Origin of the sequence: Pseudomonas sp. B6001 (assembly GCF_013386015.1) — a bacterium.
Classification (GTDB): domain Bacteria; phylum Pseudomonadota; class Gammaproteobacteria; order Pseudomonadales; family Pseudomonadaceae; genus Aquipseudomonas.
The window spans coordinates 22,280-38,933 of record NZ_JACAOX010000011.1 but is presented as its reverse complement, the minus strand read 5'-3'; the positions used below and the strand labels follow the sequence as shown (position 1 = coordinate 38,933).

Genomic DNA, 16,654 nt, shown 5'->3' with positions numbered 1-16,654 from the left:
TACTGAACCTTCACTTTCTCGATTGAGGTCATGATGAACCTGCACTTCGAAGAGCTGATTGGCACCGGCGGCGCCCGCGTTGGCATCGCCAGCCTGGACGCGGAAAAATCCCTCAATGCCTTGTCGTTGCCGATGATCCTGGCCCTGAGCGAACGCCTGGACGCCTGGGCCAAAGACCCGCAAATCGTCTGCGTGCTGCTGCGCGGCAATGGCCCCAAGGCCTTTTGCGCCGGTGGCGAAGTGCGCAGCCTGGCCCAGGCCTGCCGTGAACATCCCGGCGAAGTACCGGCGCTGGCCGCTCAATTTTTCGCCGCGGAGTACCGCCTCGACTACCGCCTGCACACCTATCCCAAACCGCTGATCTGCTGGGGCCACGGCTATGTGCTGGGCGGTGGCATGGGCTTGCTGCAAAGCGCCGCCGTGCGCATCGTCACGCCAAGCAGCCGCCTGGCCATGCCGGAAATCAGCATCGGCCTGTACCCGGACGTGGGCGCCAGTTGGTTCCTGTCTCGCCTGCCCGGCAAGTTGGGGTTGTTCCTCGGCCTGACCGGCGCCCATATGAATGGCCGCGACGCCCTGGACCTGGGCCTGGCCGACCGCTTCCTGCTGGATGAACAACAAGACGAACTGCTTGAAGGCCTGCTGCAACTGAACTGGCAGGAACAGACCGACATGCAGCTCAACAGCCTGCTCAAGGCCCTGGCCCAGGAAGCCGCCGGCCAGTTGCCCGAAGCCCAATGGCTGCCGCGCCGTGGGCAGATCGACGAGTGGCTGGACGTGGGGGATGTGCGCTGTGCGTGGCGAGCCTTGAGCCAGTTACGCGATCACACCGACCCGCTGCTCCGCCGCGCAGGCAAGACCCTGAACGAAGGCTGCCCGCTGACCGCGCACCTGGTGTGGGAACAGATCCAGCGAGCGCGGCACCTGTCCCTGGCCCAAGTGTTCCAGATGGAATACACCTTGAGCCTGAACTGCTGCCGTCACCCGGAATTCAGCGAAGGTGTGCGGGCGCGGTTGATCGACAAGGACCAGCAGCCACACTGGCACTGGCCGGACATCAACTTGATCCCCGAGGCCGTGGTGCAGGCGCACTTCCACAAGGTCTGGGAAGGGCGGCATCCGCTGGCGGACCTGTCTGACTATTGAGCGCCCGCCGGCGCTTTTTTGCCCTCGAACGTGAAGGCACAATTATCGGGTTGGTGGTCGTCGCACTGGAAAATCTGTTGCCCGAAAGCATCGGTGCCCGGTACCCAATGCGTGGTATCTGCCAGCGACATCGCCCCCCCGGCTTGAGCCGTGCCGTACCTCAGGGTGACTGTCTTACCCCTCAGGGTTTTATAAATGCACTTTTCCAGATAGCCATGCTTGCGCTCGTCCTGCTCGCTAGGAGTAAAAAGCGCGCCGACAAAGGTTTCCACGAATTCCCCGCCGCTCATTGCCTGGCTTATCCATGGCGAGTCGCTGTCAGTTCCCTGAAAGTGACCGTCAACGTAGCGTACAGCGCTCGGGTAAGGACAGGATTGCGCTGCTGCCAACGTACTGACGCCAAGAAAAGCAAAAAATAACAGGTAGAGCGGGCTGACGTTCATGTCATGGGTTCCATCAGTCGATGCTGGAAGCGATACGCCAAACAGGCGACTGCTCCCAATTAACTACAGGCGTAACCCACAGGATAGCTGTCAAATATGACAGTACCGACCAACGGTAAACAAAAACGGCGCCTGAGCGCCGTTTTTCCAATTATTCCTATCAGCGATGACCGCCGCCACGGCCTCCACCCTGACCACCACCCTGACCACCACCCTGGCCATGTCCGCCACCATTACCCCAGTGACTGTTGCCCCAACCCTGGTTTGGGTAAGGCCGATAACCCGCGCGCGGCCCCGCAGGATAATAGCGCGGCGCCGGCTGGTAATAACGCGGCGACGGGTAATAACGCTGCGGTGGCGGGTAGTAACCCTGGCGGTAATGGTAATACGGGCCGCCGCCGTAGTAATACGCCGGCGCGGGCGCCGTGTAGACCTCGGAACCGTAGTAGGCCTGGCCGCCACCGTAATAAGGCGCGCACGCAGAAAGGGTCAAGCCGAGCAAAGCGATGAGAAGCAGTCGACGATACATGGCGGCCTCCTGGACCGCGGAAGAGCACACCCAGCGACGCTGGGGGGCGGCAAACAGCTTTCACTGCCTGACGAAATATCTGACATCAAAAACGGAATCTGGTGCGATTTAGACATAGATTGATACATCTGCCGGTCGCCTCATTGCAGTGCAACCCCGCACCACCACAATGCATATTCCCTGCACGTTTCTCCCTCCTCCTCGCGCCAACCCACGCCATTACTGCACCCGTGCCACTTGGCACGACTCTCGCTTTACCTCTCCCGTGCAGGAGTCATCACAGGTTCGCGGCACCACAATTTGCAATGGCTGACTAGGGTTCCGGCTCGCTAAGGCGAGTGGCTGGTCCGAGAGTCGGCGACCTCCAGTTGAGGTTACACGGCGGGATAAAAGCCCGGGAGACAAGCCACCGTTCACGGTGCCGCGTTGCTCCTGCTCGCCCTTGATCAACTGGAGAAGCATCCATGCCCTCGATACGTTTACCCGCCCTGCTCGCCGCCGCCTTCGCCGCCGTGGTGAGTTTTTCCGCCCAAGCCGCCCCCAAAGACCATTTCAGCGTGTGCTGGACGATCTATGCCGGCTGGATGCCGTGGGAATACGCCGGCAGCCAAGGCATCCTCGACAAGTGGGCCAAGAAGTACGGCATCAAGATCGACATGGTGCAGCTCAATGACTACGTCGAATCCATCAACCAGTACACCGCCGGCCAGTTCGACGGCTGCACCATGACCAACATGGACGCCCTGACCATTCCCGCCGCCGGCGGCGTGGACAGCACCGCGCTGGTGGTCAGCGACTTCTCCAATGGCAACGATGGCGTGGTCATCAAAGGTGAAGGCAAGACCGTCGCCGACCTTAAGGGCATGAACGTCAACCTGGTGGAACTCTCCGTGTCCCACTATCTGCTGGCCCGCGCCCTGGAGTCGGCCAACCTCAGCGAAAAAGACCTGAAAGTGGTCAACACCTCCGACGCCGACATCGCCGCCGCCTTCAACACCGACCAGGTCAAGGCCGTCACCACCTGGAACCCGATGCTCTCGGAGATCAAGGCCAAGCCCGGTGTCACCGAAGTGTTCGACTCCAGCAAAGTGCCCGGCGAAATCATGGACATGATGGTGGTCAACACCCAGACCCTCAAGGACAACCCCAAGCTGGGCAAAGCGTTGACCGGCGCCTGGTTTGAAGTGGTGGCGCTGATGAACGCGAAAAACGCCGCCAGCACCGACGCCCTGGAGCACATGGCCAAGGCCTCCGGCACCGACCTCAAGGGCTTCCAGTCGCAACTGGACACCACCAAGCTGTTCGCCACGCCCAAGGAAGCCCTGGCCTTCGCCACCAGCGCGCAGTTGCCCGCCACCATGGGCAAAGTCGCCGAGTTCTCGTTTAAACACGGCCTGCTGGGTGAAGGTGCCAAGGACACCAACGCCGTGGGCATGAGCTTCGCCAATGGCGTGACCCGCGGCGACACCGCCAACCTCAAGCTGCATTTCGACCCCAGCTACGTACAGATGGCCGCCGACGGCACGCTGTAAGAGGACCCGGCCATGCGCCTGATCAACCGTCACCCGGAACGCTCCAGTCGCCTGCTGTTGGTGCTGCTGCCCTTCGCCCTGCTGCTGTTCGCCTACTTCGTGGGCTCGGCCGAGCGCCTGGCAGACAACCCCAACGACAAGCTGCTGCCCAGCGCCGCACAAATGGGCGACGCAGTGAAACGCCTGGCCTTCAGCGCCGACACTCGCACCGGTGAATACGTGCTGTGGCAAGACAGCGCCTCAAGCCTGCGCCGCCTGGCGATCGGCCTGGGCATCAGCGCCCTCGCCGGCCTTTGCCTGGGCATTGCAGCCGGCACCTTGCCGCTGTTTGGCGCACCGTTGTCCCCCTTGCTGACGGTGCTGTCGATGGTGCCGCCGCTGGCGATCCTGCCGATCCTGTTCATCGTGTTCGGGCTGGGGGAATTGTCGAAAGTGATGCTGATCGTGATCGGTATCACCCCGGCCCTGGCGCGGGACCTGGAACAGCGGGCACGGGAAATTCCCGTGGAGTTGCTGGTGAAGGCGCAGACCCTCGGCGCCTCCACCTGGACCCTGATGCTGCGGGTGGTGCTGCCGCAATTGCTGCCGCGCCTGCTGATCTCCCTGCGCCTGACGCTCGGCTCGGCGTGGCTGTTCCTGATTGCAGCCGAAGCCATCGCCTCAACCGACGGTTTGGGTTACCGGATCTTCCTGGTGCGCCGCTACCTGGCGATGGACGTGATCCTGCCCTACGTGGTGTGGATCACCCTGCTGGCCTGGCTGATGGACTGGGGCCTCAAGGCCCTGACGCGGCGCGCGTTCCCCTGGTACGAAGGAGCGCGGGCATGAGTTTTATCAGCGTCAACAATGTGTGGCAGCGCTATGGCGACCAGGTGGTATTGGAGCGCCTGAACCTGCACGTGGCCGAAGGCGAATTCTGCACCCTGGTCGGCACCTCCGGTTGCGGCAAATCGACCTTCCTGCGCCTGCTGCTGGGGCAGGAAACCGCCAGCCATGGCGAGATCCTGCTGGACGGTAAACCGCTCGCCGCCGAACCCGATGCCAGCCGTGGCGTGGTGTTCCAGCGCTACTCGGTGTTCCCGCATCTGACGGTGCTGGACAACGTTGCGCTGGGCCTTGAGTTGCCGCGTTCAGCGTTGCTCGGCCGCCTGTTCGGCAGCGCGAAAAAACAGGCCAGGGAACAGGCCGCAGCGCTGCTGCATAAAGTCGGTTTGGGCCATGCCCTGGACAAGTACCCGGCGCAGCTTTCCGGCGGTATGCAGCAGCGGCTGGCCATCGCCCAGGCGCTGATCATGAAGCCCCGCGTGTTGCTGCTGGACGAACCCTTCGGCGCACTCGACCCGGGCATTCGCAAAGACATGCACCTGCTGTTGCTGGAGCTGTGGCGCGAAACCAGGCTGACGGTGTTCATGGTCACCCACGACCTGAGTGAAGGCTTCAGCCTCGGCACCCGCTTGCTGGTATTCGACAAGGTGCGCCTCGACCCACACGCCCCCGGCGCCTACGGCGCCCGCATCACCTACGACATCCCTTTGAACAGCGAGCGCCGCAAGGCGATCGCCGCCGAACCTGGAGCCACTTCCAAATGACCGACTCAACTCAATTGTTCCCACCTTTTGCCGAGGAAATGCTCCCCGGCGGCGGCCACCGTTCCTTTGTGCTCAAGCGCGGCCAACTGCTGCGCCTCACCGACATTCGCGGCGGCGCCAACGTCAGTTTGACCCTGCTCAATGCCAATGAAAAAACCGAGCGCCTGAACCTGCCCGACAGCCTCAAATGCCAACACACCGCCAAGCTCACCAACGGCCATTGCCTGTACTCGGACATGGGCCGCGTGCTGGCTGCCATCACCGCCGACACCTGCGGCTGGAGTGACAGTATCGGCGGCGTGTCATGCGCCTCCGAGGTCGCGGAAAAATACGGCAAAGGCCGCTATCAAGAGCTGCGCAACGGCTTCTACCGCAACGGCACCGACAACCTGCTGGTGGAACTGGGCAAGTGGGGCCTGGGGCTGTCCGACCTGCTGATGACCCTCAACCTGTTCAGCAAAGTCACGGTAGATGAAGCTGGCAGCCTGCACTTTGTCCCCGGTCACTCCAAGGCCGGCGACTACATCGAACTCTACGCACCGATGGACACACTGGTGGTGCTCACCGCGCTGCAACATCCCATGGACCCCAACCCCGAGTACGCGCCGCAGCCGCTGAAACTCAGCTGGATGAACGCCGACCCAAGCGTCGCCGAACACTGCCGTACCTCGCGCCCGGAAAACGAGCGCGGCTTTATCAACACCGACCGTCTGTTCGCCTGAGGACCTGCCATGTCTATCGCACTCGCCAAACAACCGGACGCGGCCGTGTACCGCGCGACCATTCCCGCCGGCGAACCCTGGCTGATGGAAGTCAAGGCCGGCCAGACCCTGCGCATCCTCGACCTTGAGGGCAACCAGGCGGTCGACACGCTGTTCTACAGCCTGAAAAACCCCAGGGAACGCTACGACGTGCAGCGCACCCTGCGTCGGCAAAACAGCGTGTACCTGAGCACCGGCAGCGTGCTGTATTCCAACCTCGGCCAGCCGATGCTGACCATCGTCGACGACACCTGCGGACGCCACGACACCCTTGGCGGCGCCTGCGCCCAAGAGAGCAACACCGTGCGCTACGCCCTGGAAAAACGCTACATGCACAGCTGCCGTGACAACTACCTGCGGGCCTGCGCCCACGATGGCCGGCTGGGTAAAAGCGACATCGGGCCGAACATCAATTTCTTCATGAACGTGCCGGTGACCGCCGATGGCGGGTTGACCTTCGAGGACGGGATTTCCGCCCCCGGCAAGTACGTCGACCTGCGGGCCGAGATGGACGTGATCGTACTGATCTCCAACTGCCCGCAACTGAACAACCCGTGCAACGGCTACAACCCAACCCCTGCGGAGTTACTGGTATGGAACTGAAGATCAAGCGGTTGCGCCAGTGGTTGTTCGCCCTGTGCCAGGCTCGCGCCGGGCAGTGCCTCCGAAAACGCTGAAGATCACCTGTGGGAGCGAGATTGTGTGGGAGCGGGCTTGCTCGCGAAAGCGGCGTATCAGGCGACTGATGTATTGACTGAACCACCGCATTCGCGAGCAAGCCCGCTCCCACACTCCACCTCCCACACTGACTGCATGCGCTGCGGACGACCGTAGCGCCATCCACATTTGCGGGACGGCCCGCATCCCAGGACAAGGCCGAGCACTCATCGGCCTGCGGGGTTTTGCCATGTTCGAAAAACTGTTGATCGCCAACCGTGGCGCCATCGCCTGCCGCATCCTGCGCACCTTGCGTGAGCTTTCGGTCAAGGGCGTGGCGGTGTATTCCGAAGCCGATGCCGCGAGCCTGCATATCCAGCAAGCGGATGAGGCCTACAGCCTGGGCGAAGGCGCGGCGGCCGGCACCTATTTGTCGGTGGAGAAAATCCTCGCCACGGCCAAGGCGTGTGGCGCCACCGCGATTCATCCCGGCTATGGCTTTCTATCGGAAAACGCCGCCTTCGCCGAAGCCTGCGAAACAGCAGGCATCGCCTTCGTCGGCCCGACGCCGGAACAGCTGCGGGTATTCGGCCTCAAGCACACCGCGCGCGCGTTGGCCAGGCAGCACAACATCCCGCTGCTGGAAGGCACCGAGCTGCTCAACAGCCTCGACGCCGCACTACTGGCCGGGGAAACCGTGGGCTATCCGATCATGCTTAAAAGCACCGCCGGTGGTGGCGGGATCGGCATGCGCGTGTGCCACAGCGCCGATGAATTGCGCGACTGTTTCGAGGCAGTGAAACGCCTGGGCCAGAACAATTTCAGCGATGCCGGTGTGTTTATCGAGAAGTACATCCAGCACGCCCGGCACCTGGAAGTGCAGGTGTTTGGTGATGGCTGCGGCGAGGTGATCGCCCTCGGCGTGCGCGACTGTTCGGTGCAGCGGCGCAACCAGAAAGTGCTTGAAGAAACCCCGGCGCCGAACCTGCCCGACGGCATGGCGGATGAGCTGTGCCGTGCCGCCATCACCCTGGCCAAGGCAGTGGATTACCGCAGCGCCGGCACCGTGGAATTTATCTTTGATAGCGCCGATGGCCGCTTCTATTTTCTGGAAGTGAACACCCGGTTGCAGGTGGAGCATGGCGTCACCGAGCAAGTGTGGGGCGTGGACCTGGTGCGCTGGATGGTGCAATTGGCCGCCGGGAAAATGCCGCCATTGCGGGAACTGCAACTGAAGCCTCACGGCCACGCGATTCAGGCACGCCTGTACGCCGAAGATCCGGGCCGGGAGTTTCAGCCAAGCCCGGGGCTTTTGACGTATGTGGACTTCCCGGTCGCTGAAGGCCTGCGCATCGACACGTGGGTGGAGGCCGGTTGCGAGATTCCGCCCTACTTCGACCCGATGATCGCCAAGCTCATCACCTGGGCGCCGACCCGCGAACAGGCACGCCTGGATTTGCATCAAGCCCTGAGCAACAGCCAACTGTACGGCGTGGAAACCAACCGCGATTATCTGCGCCAGATTCTGCTCGCTACACCGTTCGCCAGTGGCCATCCGTGGACGCGCTGCCTTGAATATTTGGTGTACCACGCCAACACGTTTGAAGTGCTCAGCGCCGGCACGCAAACCAGTGTGCAGGACTATCCGGGGCGCCTCGGTTACTGGGCCGTAGGCGTGCCGCCGTCGGGGCCGATGGACAGTCGCGCGCTGCGCCTGGGCAATCGCCTGCTGGGCAATGCCGAGGGCACCGCTGCGCTGGAAATCACCATGAGCGGGCCGTTGCTGCGCTTCAATTGTGCGGCGGTGGTGGCGGTGACGGGTGCAGACATTGTGCTGCGCTTGAATGATGAAGCGGTACCGATGAACACCGCGTTGCTGATCCCGGCGGGCGCAACCTTGAGCCTGGGCACCATCGCCGGGGCCGGAGCTCGCAGCTACCTTTGCGTGCGCGGCGGGCTGCAGGTTCCGGATTATCTGGGAAGCAAAAGTACCTTCACCCTTGGCCAGTTTGGTGGGCATGGCGGGCGGGCTTTGCGGGCGGGTGATGTGTTGCACTTACTGCCGTTGGAGGATCTCAGTTGCGGCAATACGCTAGTGCCTGAACCGCTTGGCGAGGTGCGAACACTGCGGGTGATCTACGGCCCCCACGGCGCGCCGGAATACTTCAAGCCCGAGTACATCGAGACGTTCTTTGCCACCCAGTGGGAAGTGCATTTCAACTCCAGCCGCACGGGTGTGAGGTTGATCGGGCCGAAGCCTCTGTGGGCGCGTACGGATGGCGGTGAGGCGGGGTTGCATCCGTCGAATATTCACGACAATCCCTATGCGATCGGTGCGGTGGATTTTACCGGGGACATGCCGGTGATCCTCGGCCCCGACGGCCCGAGCCTGGGTGGGTTTGTATGCCCGGTGACGGTGATCGAGGCGGACTTGTGGCAGTTGGGCCAGCTCAAGGCGGGTGACAAAATCTGCTTCACCCCCGTCGATATCAAGACCGCCCGAGACCTCGCCTTGAACTGGGATCGTTCCCACGCTCTGCGTGGGAATGCCGCCTGGGACGCTCCGCGTCCCGCTGTCGACGCAATGACGCAGAGCGTCACAGGATGCATTCCCACGCAGAGCGTGGGAATGATCAGGTCGCCTGTTGTTCTGGACGTCGGCCAGGCCGACACCCGCCTCGTCGCCCGCCTCGCCGGCGACACCCACCTGCTCCTGGAAATCGGCGCCCCGGAACTCGACCTGGTGCTGCGCTTTCGCGCCCACGCCCTGATGCAAGCCCTCGAAGCACAAGCCCTGCACGGCGTCATCGACCTGACACCCGGCATCCGCTCCCTGCAAATCCACTATCAGCCCGAACAACTTACCCTCGCCGACCTCCTGGCGCTGATCACCGCCGAATGGCACGCCGTCTGCGCCAGCCAAAACCTGCAGGTGCCGTCGCGCATCGTCCACCTGCCACTGTCCTGGGACGACCCGGCCTGCCAACTGGCGATCGAAAAATACATGACCACCGTGCGCAAGGATGCCCCGTGGTGCCCGAGCAACCTGGAGTTCATCCGCCGCATCAACGACCTGGCCAACCTCGACGAAGTGCGCCACACCGTGTTCGATGCCAGCTACCTGGTGATGGGCCTGGGCGACGTCTACCTCGGCGCGCCCGTGGCCACGCCGCTGGACCCGCGTCACCGCCTGGTCACCACCAAGTACAACCCGGCACGCACCTGGACCGCCGAAAACTCCGTGGGCATCGGTGGCGCCTACCTGTGCGTCTACGGCATGGAAGGCCCCGGCGGTTATCAGTTCGTCGGGCGTACCTTGCAGATGTGGAACCGCTACCGGGAAGTGGCCGCGTTCGATGGCAAACCGTGGTTGCTGCGCTTCTTCGACCAGATCCGCTTTTACCCGGTGAGCGCCGATGAGCTGGTGCAGATTCGCAGGGATTTCCCCCTTGGGCGGTTTGAACTGAGCATCGAACACAGCCAGTTGAACCTGACGGATTACCAGGCCTTTCTCGCGCAGGAAGCCGAAAGCATCGGCGCGTTTCGCGGGCAACAGCAGCGCGCGTTCAACGCCGAACGCGAACGCTGGATCGCCAGCGGCCAGGCGCATTTCGACAGCGAGGAACTCGCCGCACCACAGGGCGCAGACACGCCCTTGCAGGCCAACGAATACAGCATCGACAGCCACATCGCCGGCAATCTCTGGCAAGTGCAGGTCAGCGCTGGCGAACGCGTGGCGGCGGGAGATGTGCTGGTGATCCTGGAGTCGATGAAAATGGAAATCCCGGTAGTCGCACCGTTCGCCGGTACCGTGCGGGAAATTCCGGTGCAGCCCGGCAGCAGCATTGGCGCAGGCCAACGGGTGGTGGTGCTGGAGCGTGATTTGCAATAACGCGGCGGGGCTGTATCGTGCAAGGCACACCGGGTTTCACCGGGACCTTGTCCGATACAGCCTGAACCGACCGATGACCACGCCAACCCTCTGCCCCGCCTGCGGCGCCCGCAACGATTGCGTCCTGGCCGACCCGCGCACTGCCGACCAGGCGTGCTGGTGCTATTCCGTCAGCATCGACCCCGCAGTGCTCGAAGCCTTGCCGGCGGAACTGCGCAATAAAGCCTGCCTGTGCCCGCGTTGTGCTCAGGTGGACGAACAACTGCGCGGCAACGAGCGGTCGTAATGCGCGTAGATCGTTTCCTCAGCAACCTGCCCCGTTTCAACCGTAAACAGGTTCGCCTGTTGCTGGTGGAGCGGCGGATCAGCGTCGACGGCCAGGCCACCAGCGATCCGCACCACCCGGTAAGCGAGTTCAGCCGTGTGTTGCTGGATGGCGAAGTGCTGCAAGCCGGCAAACCCGCGCGTTACTTCATGCTGCACAAACCCCAGGGCTGCGTCAGCGCCACGTCCGACCCGCAACACCCCACGGTGCTCGACCTGCTGGATGAACCGGACAAGCACGAGCTGCACATCGCCGGTCGTCTGGATTTCAACACCACCGGCCTGATGCTGATTACCAACGACGGCCAGTGGTCGCGCCGCCTGACCCAGCCGCAAACCAAACTGCCCAAGGTCTACTACGTCGAGACCGAGCAGGACATCGGCCCGCAATACGCGGCCACCTTTGCCGCCGGCCTGTACTTCGCCTTTGAAGACCTCACCACCCAACCGGCGGAACTGGAACTATTGGGCCCCAGAACGGCGCGCCTGAGCATCATTGAAGGGCGTTATCACCAGGTGAAGCGCATGTTCGGGCACTTCGACAACAAAGTGATGCGCCTGCACCGCGAACGCATGGGACCGCTGGAGTTGGACGCAGCCCTTGCGCCAGGCCATTACCGGGCGCTTACAGAGGCTGAAATCCAACAGGTCTGATGACCGTTCAGCCGATGATGGCAAAAACCCACGCCATCGACTGGCGAACTGGCATCCCTGATGCTTGAATCAACCCAGCCAGCCGCAATCTGACTGGCGAGTCACCCCTACCTACAAGAAACACTTTGCCCGTCCGCACGCTTGACCTGCGGGCCTCTCACGGCAAATTGCCCGCCATAACAACACCCGTCGGCCAGCCAGTACCGGATCGACATGGGCCCTCACTTCCAGGCGTATGCCTACCTGTCACAAAGCTCGTGCAGAGTGATCTGCGCGCATTACCCGCTTGCCAGGAGTCTTACGACATGAGGCCAGAAATCGCTGTGCTGGATATACAGGGTCAGTATCGGGTTTACACGGAGTTCTATCGCGCGGACGCAGCAGCCAAGACCATCATCCTGGTCAACGGCTCAATGGCCACCACTGCGTCTTTCGCCCAGACCGTGAAAAGCCTGCACCCGACGTTCAACGTGGTTTTGTATGACCAGCCCTACGCTGGCCGCTCCAAAATCCACAACCGCCACGAGCATATGCTGACGAAAGAAGTCGAGGGCCAGATCCTTCTGGAACTCATCGACCACTTCGCCGCCGAACACGTGCTGTCCTTTTCCTGGGGCGGCGCCGCGACCCTCGTCGCCCTCGCCCATCGCCCGCGCCGTGTGGAAAAGGCCGTGATCAGCTCGTTCTCCCCGGTGATCAACGCCCCGATGCGCGACTACCTGGAGCGCGGTGTCGACTACCTCGGCAACCTCGACCGCGACCGCGTGGGCCACCTGGTCAACAGCACCATCGGCAAACACCTGCCGTCGCTGTTCAAACGCTTCAATCACAAACACGTGAGCAGCCTGGCCGAGCACGAGTATGGGCAGATGCACTTTCACATCAGCCACGTGCTCAACAGCGACCGGCTGTGCTACCTCAAGGCCGCTAAGCAGATTGATATACCGGTGTTGTTCTTGAACGGCGAATGGGACGAGTACACCAGTGCCCAGGATGCCAAGCTGTTTGGGCAACATATTGCGAAAAGCAGCTTCGGCACGATTCAGGCAACCGGGCACTTTCTGGATATGGAGCACAAGGCCGCGTGCCGGGATAGCCGGGAGGCGTTGATGGGCTTTTTGAGACCGGAGCAGCAGCCAAGCCGGTTGCGGTACCACGCGTCACAGCCACAGCATGCGTTTGCCGTATGAGCGGTGGGGTTGTGGGCGGGCCGGATTTCCCAGGGGGGCCGCCTGCCCACGATCGACCGTTGGCACGTAAAACACAGAATTTTCGAAGAAAAACTTCAAATCCGCGAGCACATCTGGTACAAAGTCAGCCGCTCTGAGCGGGTATAGTTTAGTGGTAGAACGAAAGCTTCCCAAGCTTTAGATGAGGGTTCGATTCCCTCTACCCGCTCCACTCAGATTTTGGTCCTGCGTCAGGCTGGTTTTGACGGGGGATGTGTAAAAAAACCGGTCCTTGGTGACCGGTTTTTTTATGGGTGGGATTTGGAAATTAAACGATCGAACCGGGCTCATTCAATCGCCTGATAGACCTTCTTCCCACCAACCCAAGTCTGCAGGACGCGTGTCCTCCAGATGTCTGCCGGGCTGACGGCAAAAATGTCCTGATCAACCAGGATAAAATCGGCCCACTTTCCGGGCTCAATGCTGCCTTGGGTAGCTTCTTGATGGGCTGCATAAGCTGCATCCAGCGTAAACGCACGGAAAGCCTCGAAGAGGGTCATGGCCTGCTCAGGGTGCCATCCAGCCAAGGGGTTGCCCTCATGATCCGAGCGAGTCACGGCAGCATGTATGCCGTAGAACGGATTGGCAGATTCGACTGGGAAGTCTGACCCTGCCGCAATTTTCGTTCCCTGGTTAAGCAGAGTGCGCCAGGCATAAGCCCCCTTGATCCGTTCGACACCCACCCTGTCCTCAGCCATATTCATGTCGCTGGTAGCATGTGTAGGCTGCATCGATGCAATCAGCCCTAGATCGATAAAGCGCGGTATCTGCGCCACATCAACCACCTGCGCATGCTCGATCCTGTTACGCAAGGGCCGCCCACCGACTGTGGCGTAAGTCTGTTCAAAGCTATCCATGACCTGCTTGATGGCAGCATCACCGATGCCATGCACATTAGCTTGAAAGCCGGCTTTCAGTACCGACTCAATCTTGTGCTTCATCTCCTGCCGGCTTTCAAAAAGCAGCCCCTTGTTGGTTGGGTCGTCGGTGTATGGCTCAAACAGCGCCGCACCACGGCTTCCCAAAGCGCCATCGGCATAAAGCTTGACGCTACGAATGGTAAGACGATCATCGCCGTAGCCGATCAAAGGGCCGTCCTGGGACAACACCGCGAAATCATCCCCCGCACCGTTGATCATCGAGTAGACACGTAACGGAAGCCGGCCGCGATCGGCAAAACCGCGCATCGTCTTGATCATCTGCCTATCAGCACCTGCATCGTGCACAGATGTCAGTCCTTGTGCATTGAGATGCTCCAATGCAGCCTGCAACGCGACCTCTCGCTCCTGCTCGTCAGGCAGCGGAATAATATCCGCGACCAGCCCCATAGCGGCGTCGATAAATACACCTGTCGGGTTACCTTCTGCATCCCGTTCGATACGTCCGCCTTTCGGATCAGGCGTGTCCTTAGTAATACCCGCCAGTTGCATCGCCTTGGTATTAGCCCATCCGGCATGGGCATCCACCCGAATTAGCCACACTGGTCGATCGACAACGACCTTATCAATTTCGGCAGCCGTCGGAAACCGCCCCAACTTCCAGGTAACGTGGTTCCAGCCTGAGCCAGTCAGCCAACGGGCGCCGGGGCGCGCTGCAGCGAATACCCGAAGCCTCTCCTGCGTATCAACCAGTGTTGGAGAGCCCCGTAAAGCAATGCTTCGAAGGGACTCTCCAAGCCATTTGATATGGCCGTGCGCATCGGTCAACCCAGGCAAGAGGGACGCACCCTTACCATCGATGCGCGTCGCCAATGCATGCTTGCCAGCAAGATCAGCCGCCATACCGACGCAAATCACTTTGCCCGACGCATCAAAGGCCAACGCATCAAAACGCATCAGACCGCCTCCACTCACGGTATAACCACGCACATTTTCCATAATCGTTGGCTCCGCCCGGACAGGCCCCGCCAGCGACAGGAACATAGCCACCGGGATCAACGCCTTGGGCTGAGTTTTGATACACATCAGCAGCTGTTCAAACGCGGCAAGCATCGGGCCGAGCGTGAGACTTTTAAATGCTGATGGTTGCAGACTCGGTTTTTCTCCTGAAAATCGTGGAGTCATGATTTCCTCCAGTAAGAGGTCACGTCATGCGGTCAGAAAGAAGGTTATAAAAAAGGGCGCTAACACCGTCAGAATCAAACCACTCATGAGAGCGGTAGGCAGCGTGTCGCAGTGGCAGGTTTGGCGCACGATCGGTAACGTCGAGTCCAGAGCGGTTGCCCCAGCGGCGGCAATACCGACCTTTGGGTGGAAGCCACCGACCAGGTACAGTAAAGCGATCGCGATCAGTTCGCGCCCCAGGTCTGCGAGCAATGCCGTAGCGCCATGAACTTCTCCGGACAGCCCTCCGACCAGGACGCTGGATAGCGTGAACCATCCAAATCCCGTCGAGAGTGCCAGGAGCAAACGGATATCTTCGCCAGTGATGAAATGAACCGCATAGGCTCCCAATATTGAGCCAATGACCACGGCAATCGGAACGCATAGAACGCCCCATGAGATCCAGTCACGACCTAACTTGATGCTCGACAAGTCGAGTCCCACCAAGAAGATCAGTACCATTAACATCACGTTGCTGGGTGGAAGCCACAAGCTTGCAACGGTTGATTCTGCATATGTGAACAACACGCCCAAGGCCACCATCAGCAGCGCAATAAAGCACTCTTTCAGAGGAGCAGCAGCGCCATGCATATCGAAACTGGCAACCCTGCCTGGTTCTCGTCCAGCCCCTCTCAAAGCCGCCAAGCCCAGCAGCAGCATGCAAGGCACCACTGTTGTTGCGACCGCGACAAGCGAAGATGTCTTGAGCACATAGCCAACCGCATCCAGCGAAGAAACCACTTCGCCGAACTCAGTGCCTATCAGAAAAAGTAGCCCCCAAACCAAAGGGCTGATCAGACTGACCAATCGGGCAACAACTTTATCCGGGAGCAAGAGTTTGCTCGATAGATAGCCTATTCCCAACGCAATCAAGATGGGTAATATCGAGCTCAACGCCTGCACCGTCATATCCTCTGAATGGTTGGCGAGAAATCAACCAAAACAATACAGCGCTCACAGACTCCGGGAGAGGCGTCGTCAAGTTTCTTGATCGGGCTTATATAGTGCGAAACCTTCGGATCATGAACGGCAAAACTATCGAGAGGCTCCGAAAGGGTAAACTCCGCCCAAATCTGACTTGACCGCGCGTCCTCAAACAGCATGTTTCGAATTTCCGGATGCCCAATAAAATTGATGCCACCCGTCATGTTCGAAGAACGGTAGATCAAGTGCGCAAACGTGAAGGGCTCTCCATCCTGGTGAAAAAAGTTCGGTGAGCTTATACCTGGCTGATCCGAACTCGCGGACGTGAGTTTTACAAAATGCACCCCAAAATAGATAGGAAGGGGCTGGCCAGGATGCTGCCAGAACGTCAGGGAAAAATCTTCATCGATCAGGTCGAGTAGTACGCGATTGTTTTTTACCGCATCACTCAACGCGTGAAAGTAGCGAATATTTGCGTGATCCGGATTGTTACCGCCTTGGTCGTAACCTGCGCGTCCGTGGCCTGCCCCATCTTTGACGATTGGCAACCAGTGGCCTTTATGCGTGTCTTGCCAGGGAAGAATGACTCCGTTGCCATACCGTCGAAACCTGTTTACTCCAGGCGGGGCGTACTCATCCGGCTCCAACTGTTCAAACTCTCGACGTAATTCTGCGAGCTCTTCGACGCAATGAGTCTGGCTCACACGAGGCATGTAATGCAGATATCCATCTTCTGCTAAGGCACTTCGAGGCATGGTCATTCCTCCTTGGTTTGATGCCATCAAACATAGGCAATCACCGTGGAGAACTTCAATGGAGGCGCGAACAACGAGACGTGTCTTACAACGACGTCGGACGCTAATGGGGAGAGG

Annotated in this window: 15 protein-coding genes, 1 tRNA gene and 1 riboswitch; of the genes, 11 read left to right on the top strand and 5 right to left on the bottom strand. The window is 60.6% G+C overall.

The genetic code is table 11. The features are described from left to right. Positions 1 to 33: 33 nt before the first annotated feature. Positions 34 to 1,146: an enoyl-CoA hydratase/isomerase family protein gene (locus HX821_RS13085; protein ID WP_102368292.1), complete on the top strand. Its 1,113-nt coding sequence runs from the start codon at positions 34 to 36 to the stop codon at positions 1,144 to 1,146. Here HX821_RS13085 and HX821_RS13080 read toward each other — a convergent pair. After that, complete coding sequence (locus HX821_RS13080) at positions 1,140 to 1,589, bottom strand: DUF3757 domain-containing protein (protein WP_177035872.1); 450 nt, start codon at positions 1,587 to 1,589, stop codon at positions 1,140 to 1,142. The two genes, HX821_RS13085 and HX821_RS13080, sit on opposite strands and share 7 nt — an antisense overlap. 160 nt (positions 1,590 to 1,749) lie before the next feature. After that, positions 1,750 to 2,118 (bottom strand): hypothetical protein, encoded by a 369-nt coding sequence (locus HX821_RS13075; protein WP_177035871.1) that lies wholly within the window; start codon positions 2,116 to 2,118, stop codon positions 1,750 to 1,752. A gap of 302 nt (positions 2,119 to 2,420) precedes the next feature. Next, positions 2,421 to 2,521, top strand: a riboswitch (guanidine-I (ykkC/yxkD leader). 61 nt (positions 2,522 to 2,582) lie between these two features. On the opposite strand from HX821_RS13075, the gene HX821_RS13070 reads away from it, so the two are divergent. From HX821_RS13070 to HX821_RS13025, 10 genes are all read left to right on the top strand, one after another. Further along, a complete protein-coding gene (locus HX821_RS13070) occupies positions 2,583 to 3,650 on the top strand; it encodes a putative urea ABC transporter substrate-binding protein (RefSeq protein WP_003212027.1) in 1,068 nt (355 codons plus the stop codon). 12 nt (positions 3,651 to 3,662) lie between these two features. Continuing rightward, positions 3,663 to 4,478 carry an ABC transporter permease gene (locus HX821_RS13065; RefSeq protein WP_177035870.1) on the top strand — a complete coding sequence of 272 codons (816 nt, stop codon included), beginning with the start codon at positions 3,663 to 3,665 and terminating at the stop codon, positions 4,476 to 4,478. Then, positions 4,475 to 5,239, top strand: coding sequence for an ABC transporter ATP-binding protein (locus HX821_RS13060; RefSeq protein WP_177035869.1), 765 nt, complete (start codon positions 4,475 to 4,477; stop codon positions 5,237 to 5,239). The genes HX821_RS13065 and HX821_RS13060 overlap by 4 nt, the downstream gene beginning before the upstream one ends. Beyond that, on the top strand, positions 5,236 to 5,961 hold the full coding sequence (locus HX821_RS13055) for an urea amidolyase associated protein UAAP1 (protein WP_003212035.1): 726 nt from the start codon (positions 5,236 to 5,238) through the stop codon (positions 5,959 to 5,961). Before HX821_RS13060 ends, HX821_RS13055 begins: the two co-directional genes overlap by 4 nt. A gap of 9 nt (positions 5,962 to 5,970) precedes the next feature. Then, on the top strand, positions 5,971 to 6,603 hold the full coding sequence (locus HX821_RS13050; RefSeq protein WP_003212037.1) for an urea amidolyase associated protein UAAP2: 633 nt from the start codon (positions 5,971 to 5,973) through the stop codon (positions 6,601 to 6,603). 304 nt (positions 6,604 to 6,907) lie between these two features. Beyond that, positions 6,908 to 10,549 carry an urea carboxylase gene (uca, locus tag HX821_RS13045; RefSeq protein ID WP_177035868.1) on the top strand — a complete coding sequence of 1,214 codons (3,642 nt, stop codon included), beginning with the start codon at positions 6,908 to 6,910 and terminating at the stop codon, positions 10,547 to 10,549. 73 nt (positions 10,550 to 10,622) lie between these two features. Further along, positions 10,623 to 10,835 carry a cysteine-rich CWC family protein gene (locus HX821_RS13040; protein ID WP_008437822.1) on the top strand — a complete coding sequence of 71 codons (213 nt, stop codon included), beginning with the start codon at positions 10,623 to 10,625 and terminating at the stop codon, positions 10,833 to 10,835. Next, positions 10,835 to 11,527, top strand: a complete 693-nt coding sequence (locus HX821_RS13035; protein WP_177035867.1) for a pseudouridine synthase — start codon at positions 10,835 to 10,837, stop codon at positions 11,525 to 11,527. The genes HX821_RS13040 and HX821_RS13035 overlap by 1 nt, the downstream gene beginning before the upstream one ends. A gap of 305 nt (positions 11,528 to 11,832) precedes the next feature. Next, entirely contained in the window at positions 11,833 to 12,717 is an 885-nt protein-coding gene (locus tag HX821_RS13030) for an alpha/beta fold hydrolase (protein ID WP_003212046.1), read from the top strand. Positions 12,718 to 12,854: 137 nt separating this feature from the next. Then, positions 12,855 to 12,928: transfer RNA gene (locus tag HX821_RS13025), tRNA-Gly, on the top strand. 115 nt (positions 12,929 to 13,043) lie between these two features. On the opposite strand, the gene HX821_RS13020 is transcribed toward HX821_RS13025, so the two are convergent. Genes HX821_RS13020 through HX821_RS13010 form a run of 3 tightly spaced genes read right to left on the bottom strand, consistent with a single transcriptional unit; the run spans position 13,044 to position 16,537 of the window. Further along, positions 13,044 to 14,819, bottom strand: a complete 1,776-nt coding sequence (locus HX821_RS13020) for an amidohydrolase (protein WP_256344172.1) — start codon at positions 14,817 to 14,819, stop codon at positions 13,044 to 13,046. Positions 14,820 to 14,843: 24 nt separating this feature from the next. After that, complete coding sequence (locus tag HX821_RS13015; protein ID WP_043225584.1) at positions 14,844 to 15,767, bottom strand: lysine exporter LysO family protein; 924 nt, start codon at positions 15,765 to 15,767, stop codon at positions 14,844 to 14,846. Next, the gene (locus HX821_RS13010) at positions 15,764 to 16,537 is read right to left on the bottom strand and encodes a 2OG-Fe dioxygenase family protein (RefSeq protein ID WP_177035866.1); all 774 of its coding nucleotides are present in this window, start codon (positions 16,535 to 16,537) and stop codon (positions 15,764 to 15,766) included. The genes HX821_RS13015 and HX821_RS13010 overlap by 4 nt, the downstream gene beginning before the upstream one ends. Positions 16,538 to 16,654 lie beyond the last annotated feature (117 nt).

What these genes read in the sequence shown, in the direction of transcription:
- HX821_RS13085 (WP_102368292.1), top strand. Translation starts at nt 34, where the DNA reads ATGAACCTGCACTTCGAAGAGCTGATTGGCACCGGCGGCGCCCGCGTT.
- HX821_RS13080 (WP_177035872.1), bottom strand. Translation starts at nt 1,589, where the DNA reads ATGAACGTCAGCCCGCTCTACCTGTTATTTTTTGCTTTTCTTGGCGTC.
- HX821_RS13075 (WP_177035871.1), bottom strand. Translation starts at nt 2,118, where the DNA reads ATGTATCGTCGACTGCTTCTCATCGCTTTGCTCGGCTTGACCCTTTCT.
- HX821_RS13070 (WP_003212027.1), top strand. Translation starts at nt 2,583, where the DNA reads ATGCCCTCGATACGTTTACCCGCCCTGCTCGCCGCCGCCTTCGCCGCC.
- HX821_RS13065 (WP_177035870.1), top strand. Translation starts at nt 3,663, where the DNA reads ATGCGCCTGATCAACCGTCACCCGGAACGCTCCAGTCGCCTGCTGTTG.
- HX821_RS13060 (WP_177035869.1), top strand. Translation starts at nt 4,475, where the DNA reads ATGAGTTTTATCAGCGTCAACAATGTGTGGCAGCGCTATGGCGACCAG.
- HX821_RS13055 (WP_003212035.1), top strand. Translation starts at nt 5,236, where the DNA reads ATGACCGACTCAACTCAATTGTTCCCACCTTTTGCCGAGGAAATGCTC.
- HX821_RS13050 (WP_003212037.1), top strand. Translation starts at nt 5,971, where the DNA reads ATGTCTATCGCACTCGCCAAACAACCGGACGCGGCCGTGTACCGCGCG.
- uca (WP_177035868.1), top strand. Translation starts at nt 6,908, where the DNA reads ATGTTCGAAAAACTGTTGATCGCCAACCGTGGCGCCATCGCCTGCCGC.
- HX821_RS13040 (WP_008437822.1), top strand. Translation starts at nt 10,623, where the DNA reads ATGACCACGCCAACCCTCTGCCCCGCCTGCGGCGCCCGCAACGATTGC.
- HX821_RS13035 (WP_177035867.1), top strand. Translation starts at nt 10,835, where the DNA reads ATGCGCGTAGATCGTTTCCTCAGCAACCTGCCCCGTTTCAACCGTAAA.
- HX821_RS13030 (WP_003212046.1), top strand. Translation starts at nt 11,833, where the DNA reads ATGAGGCCAGAAATCGCTGTGCTGGATATACAGGGTCAGTATCGGGTT.
- HX821_RS13020 (WP_256344172.1), bottom strand. Translation starts at nt 14,819, where the DNA reads ATGACTCCACGATTTTCAGGAGAAAAACCGAGTCTGCAACCATCAGCA.
- HX821_RS13015 (WP_043225584.1), bottom strand. Translation starts at nt 15,767, where the DNA reads ATGACGGTGCAGGCGTTGAGCTCGATATTACCCATCTTGATTGCGTTG.
- HX821_RS13010 (WP_177035866.1), bottom strand. Translation starts at nt 16,537, where the DNA reads ATGCCTCGAAGTGCCTTAGCAGAAGATGGATATCTGCATTACATGCCT.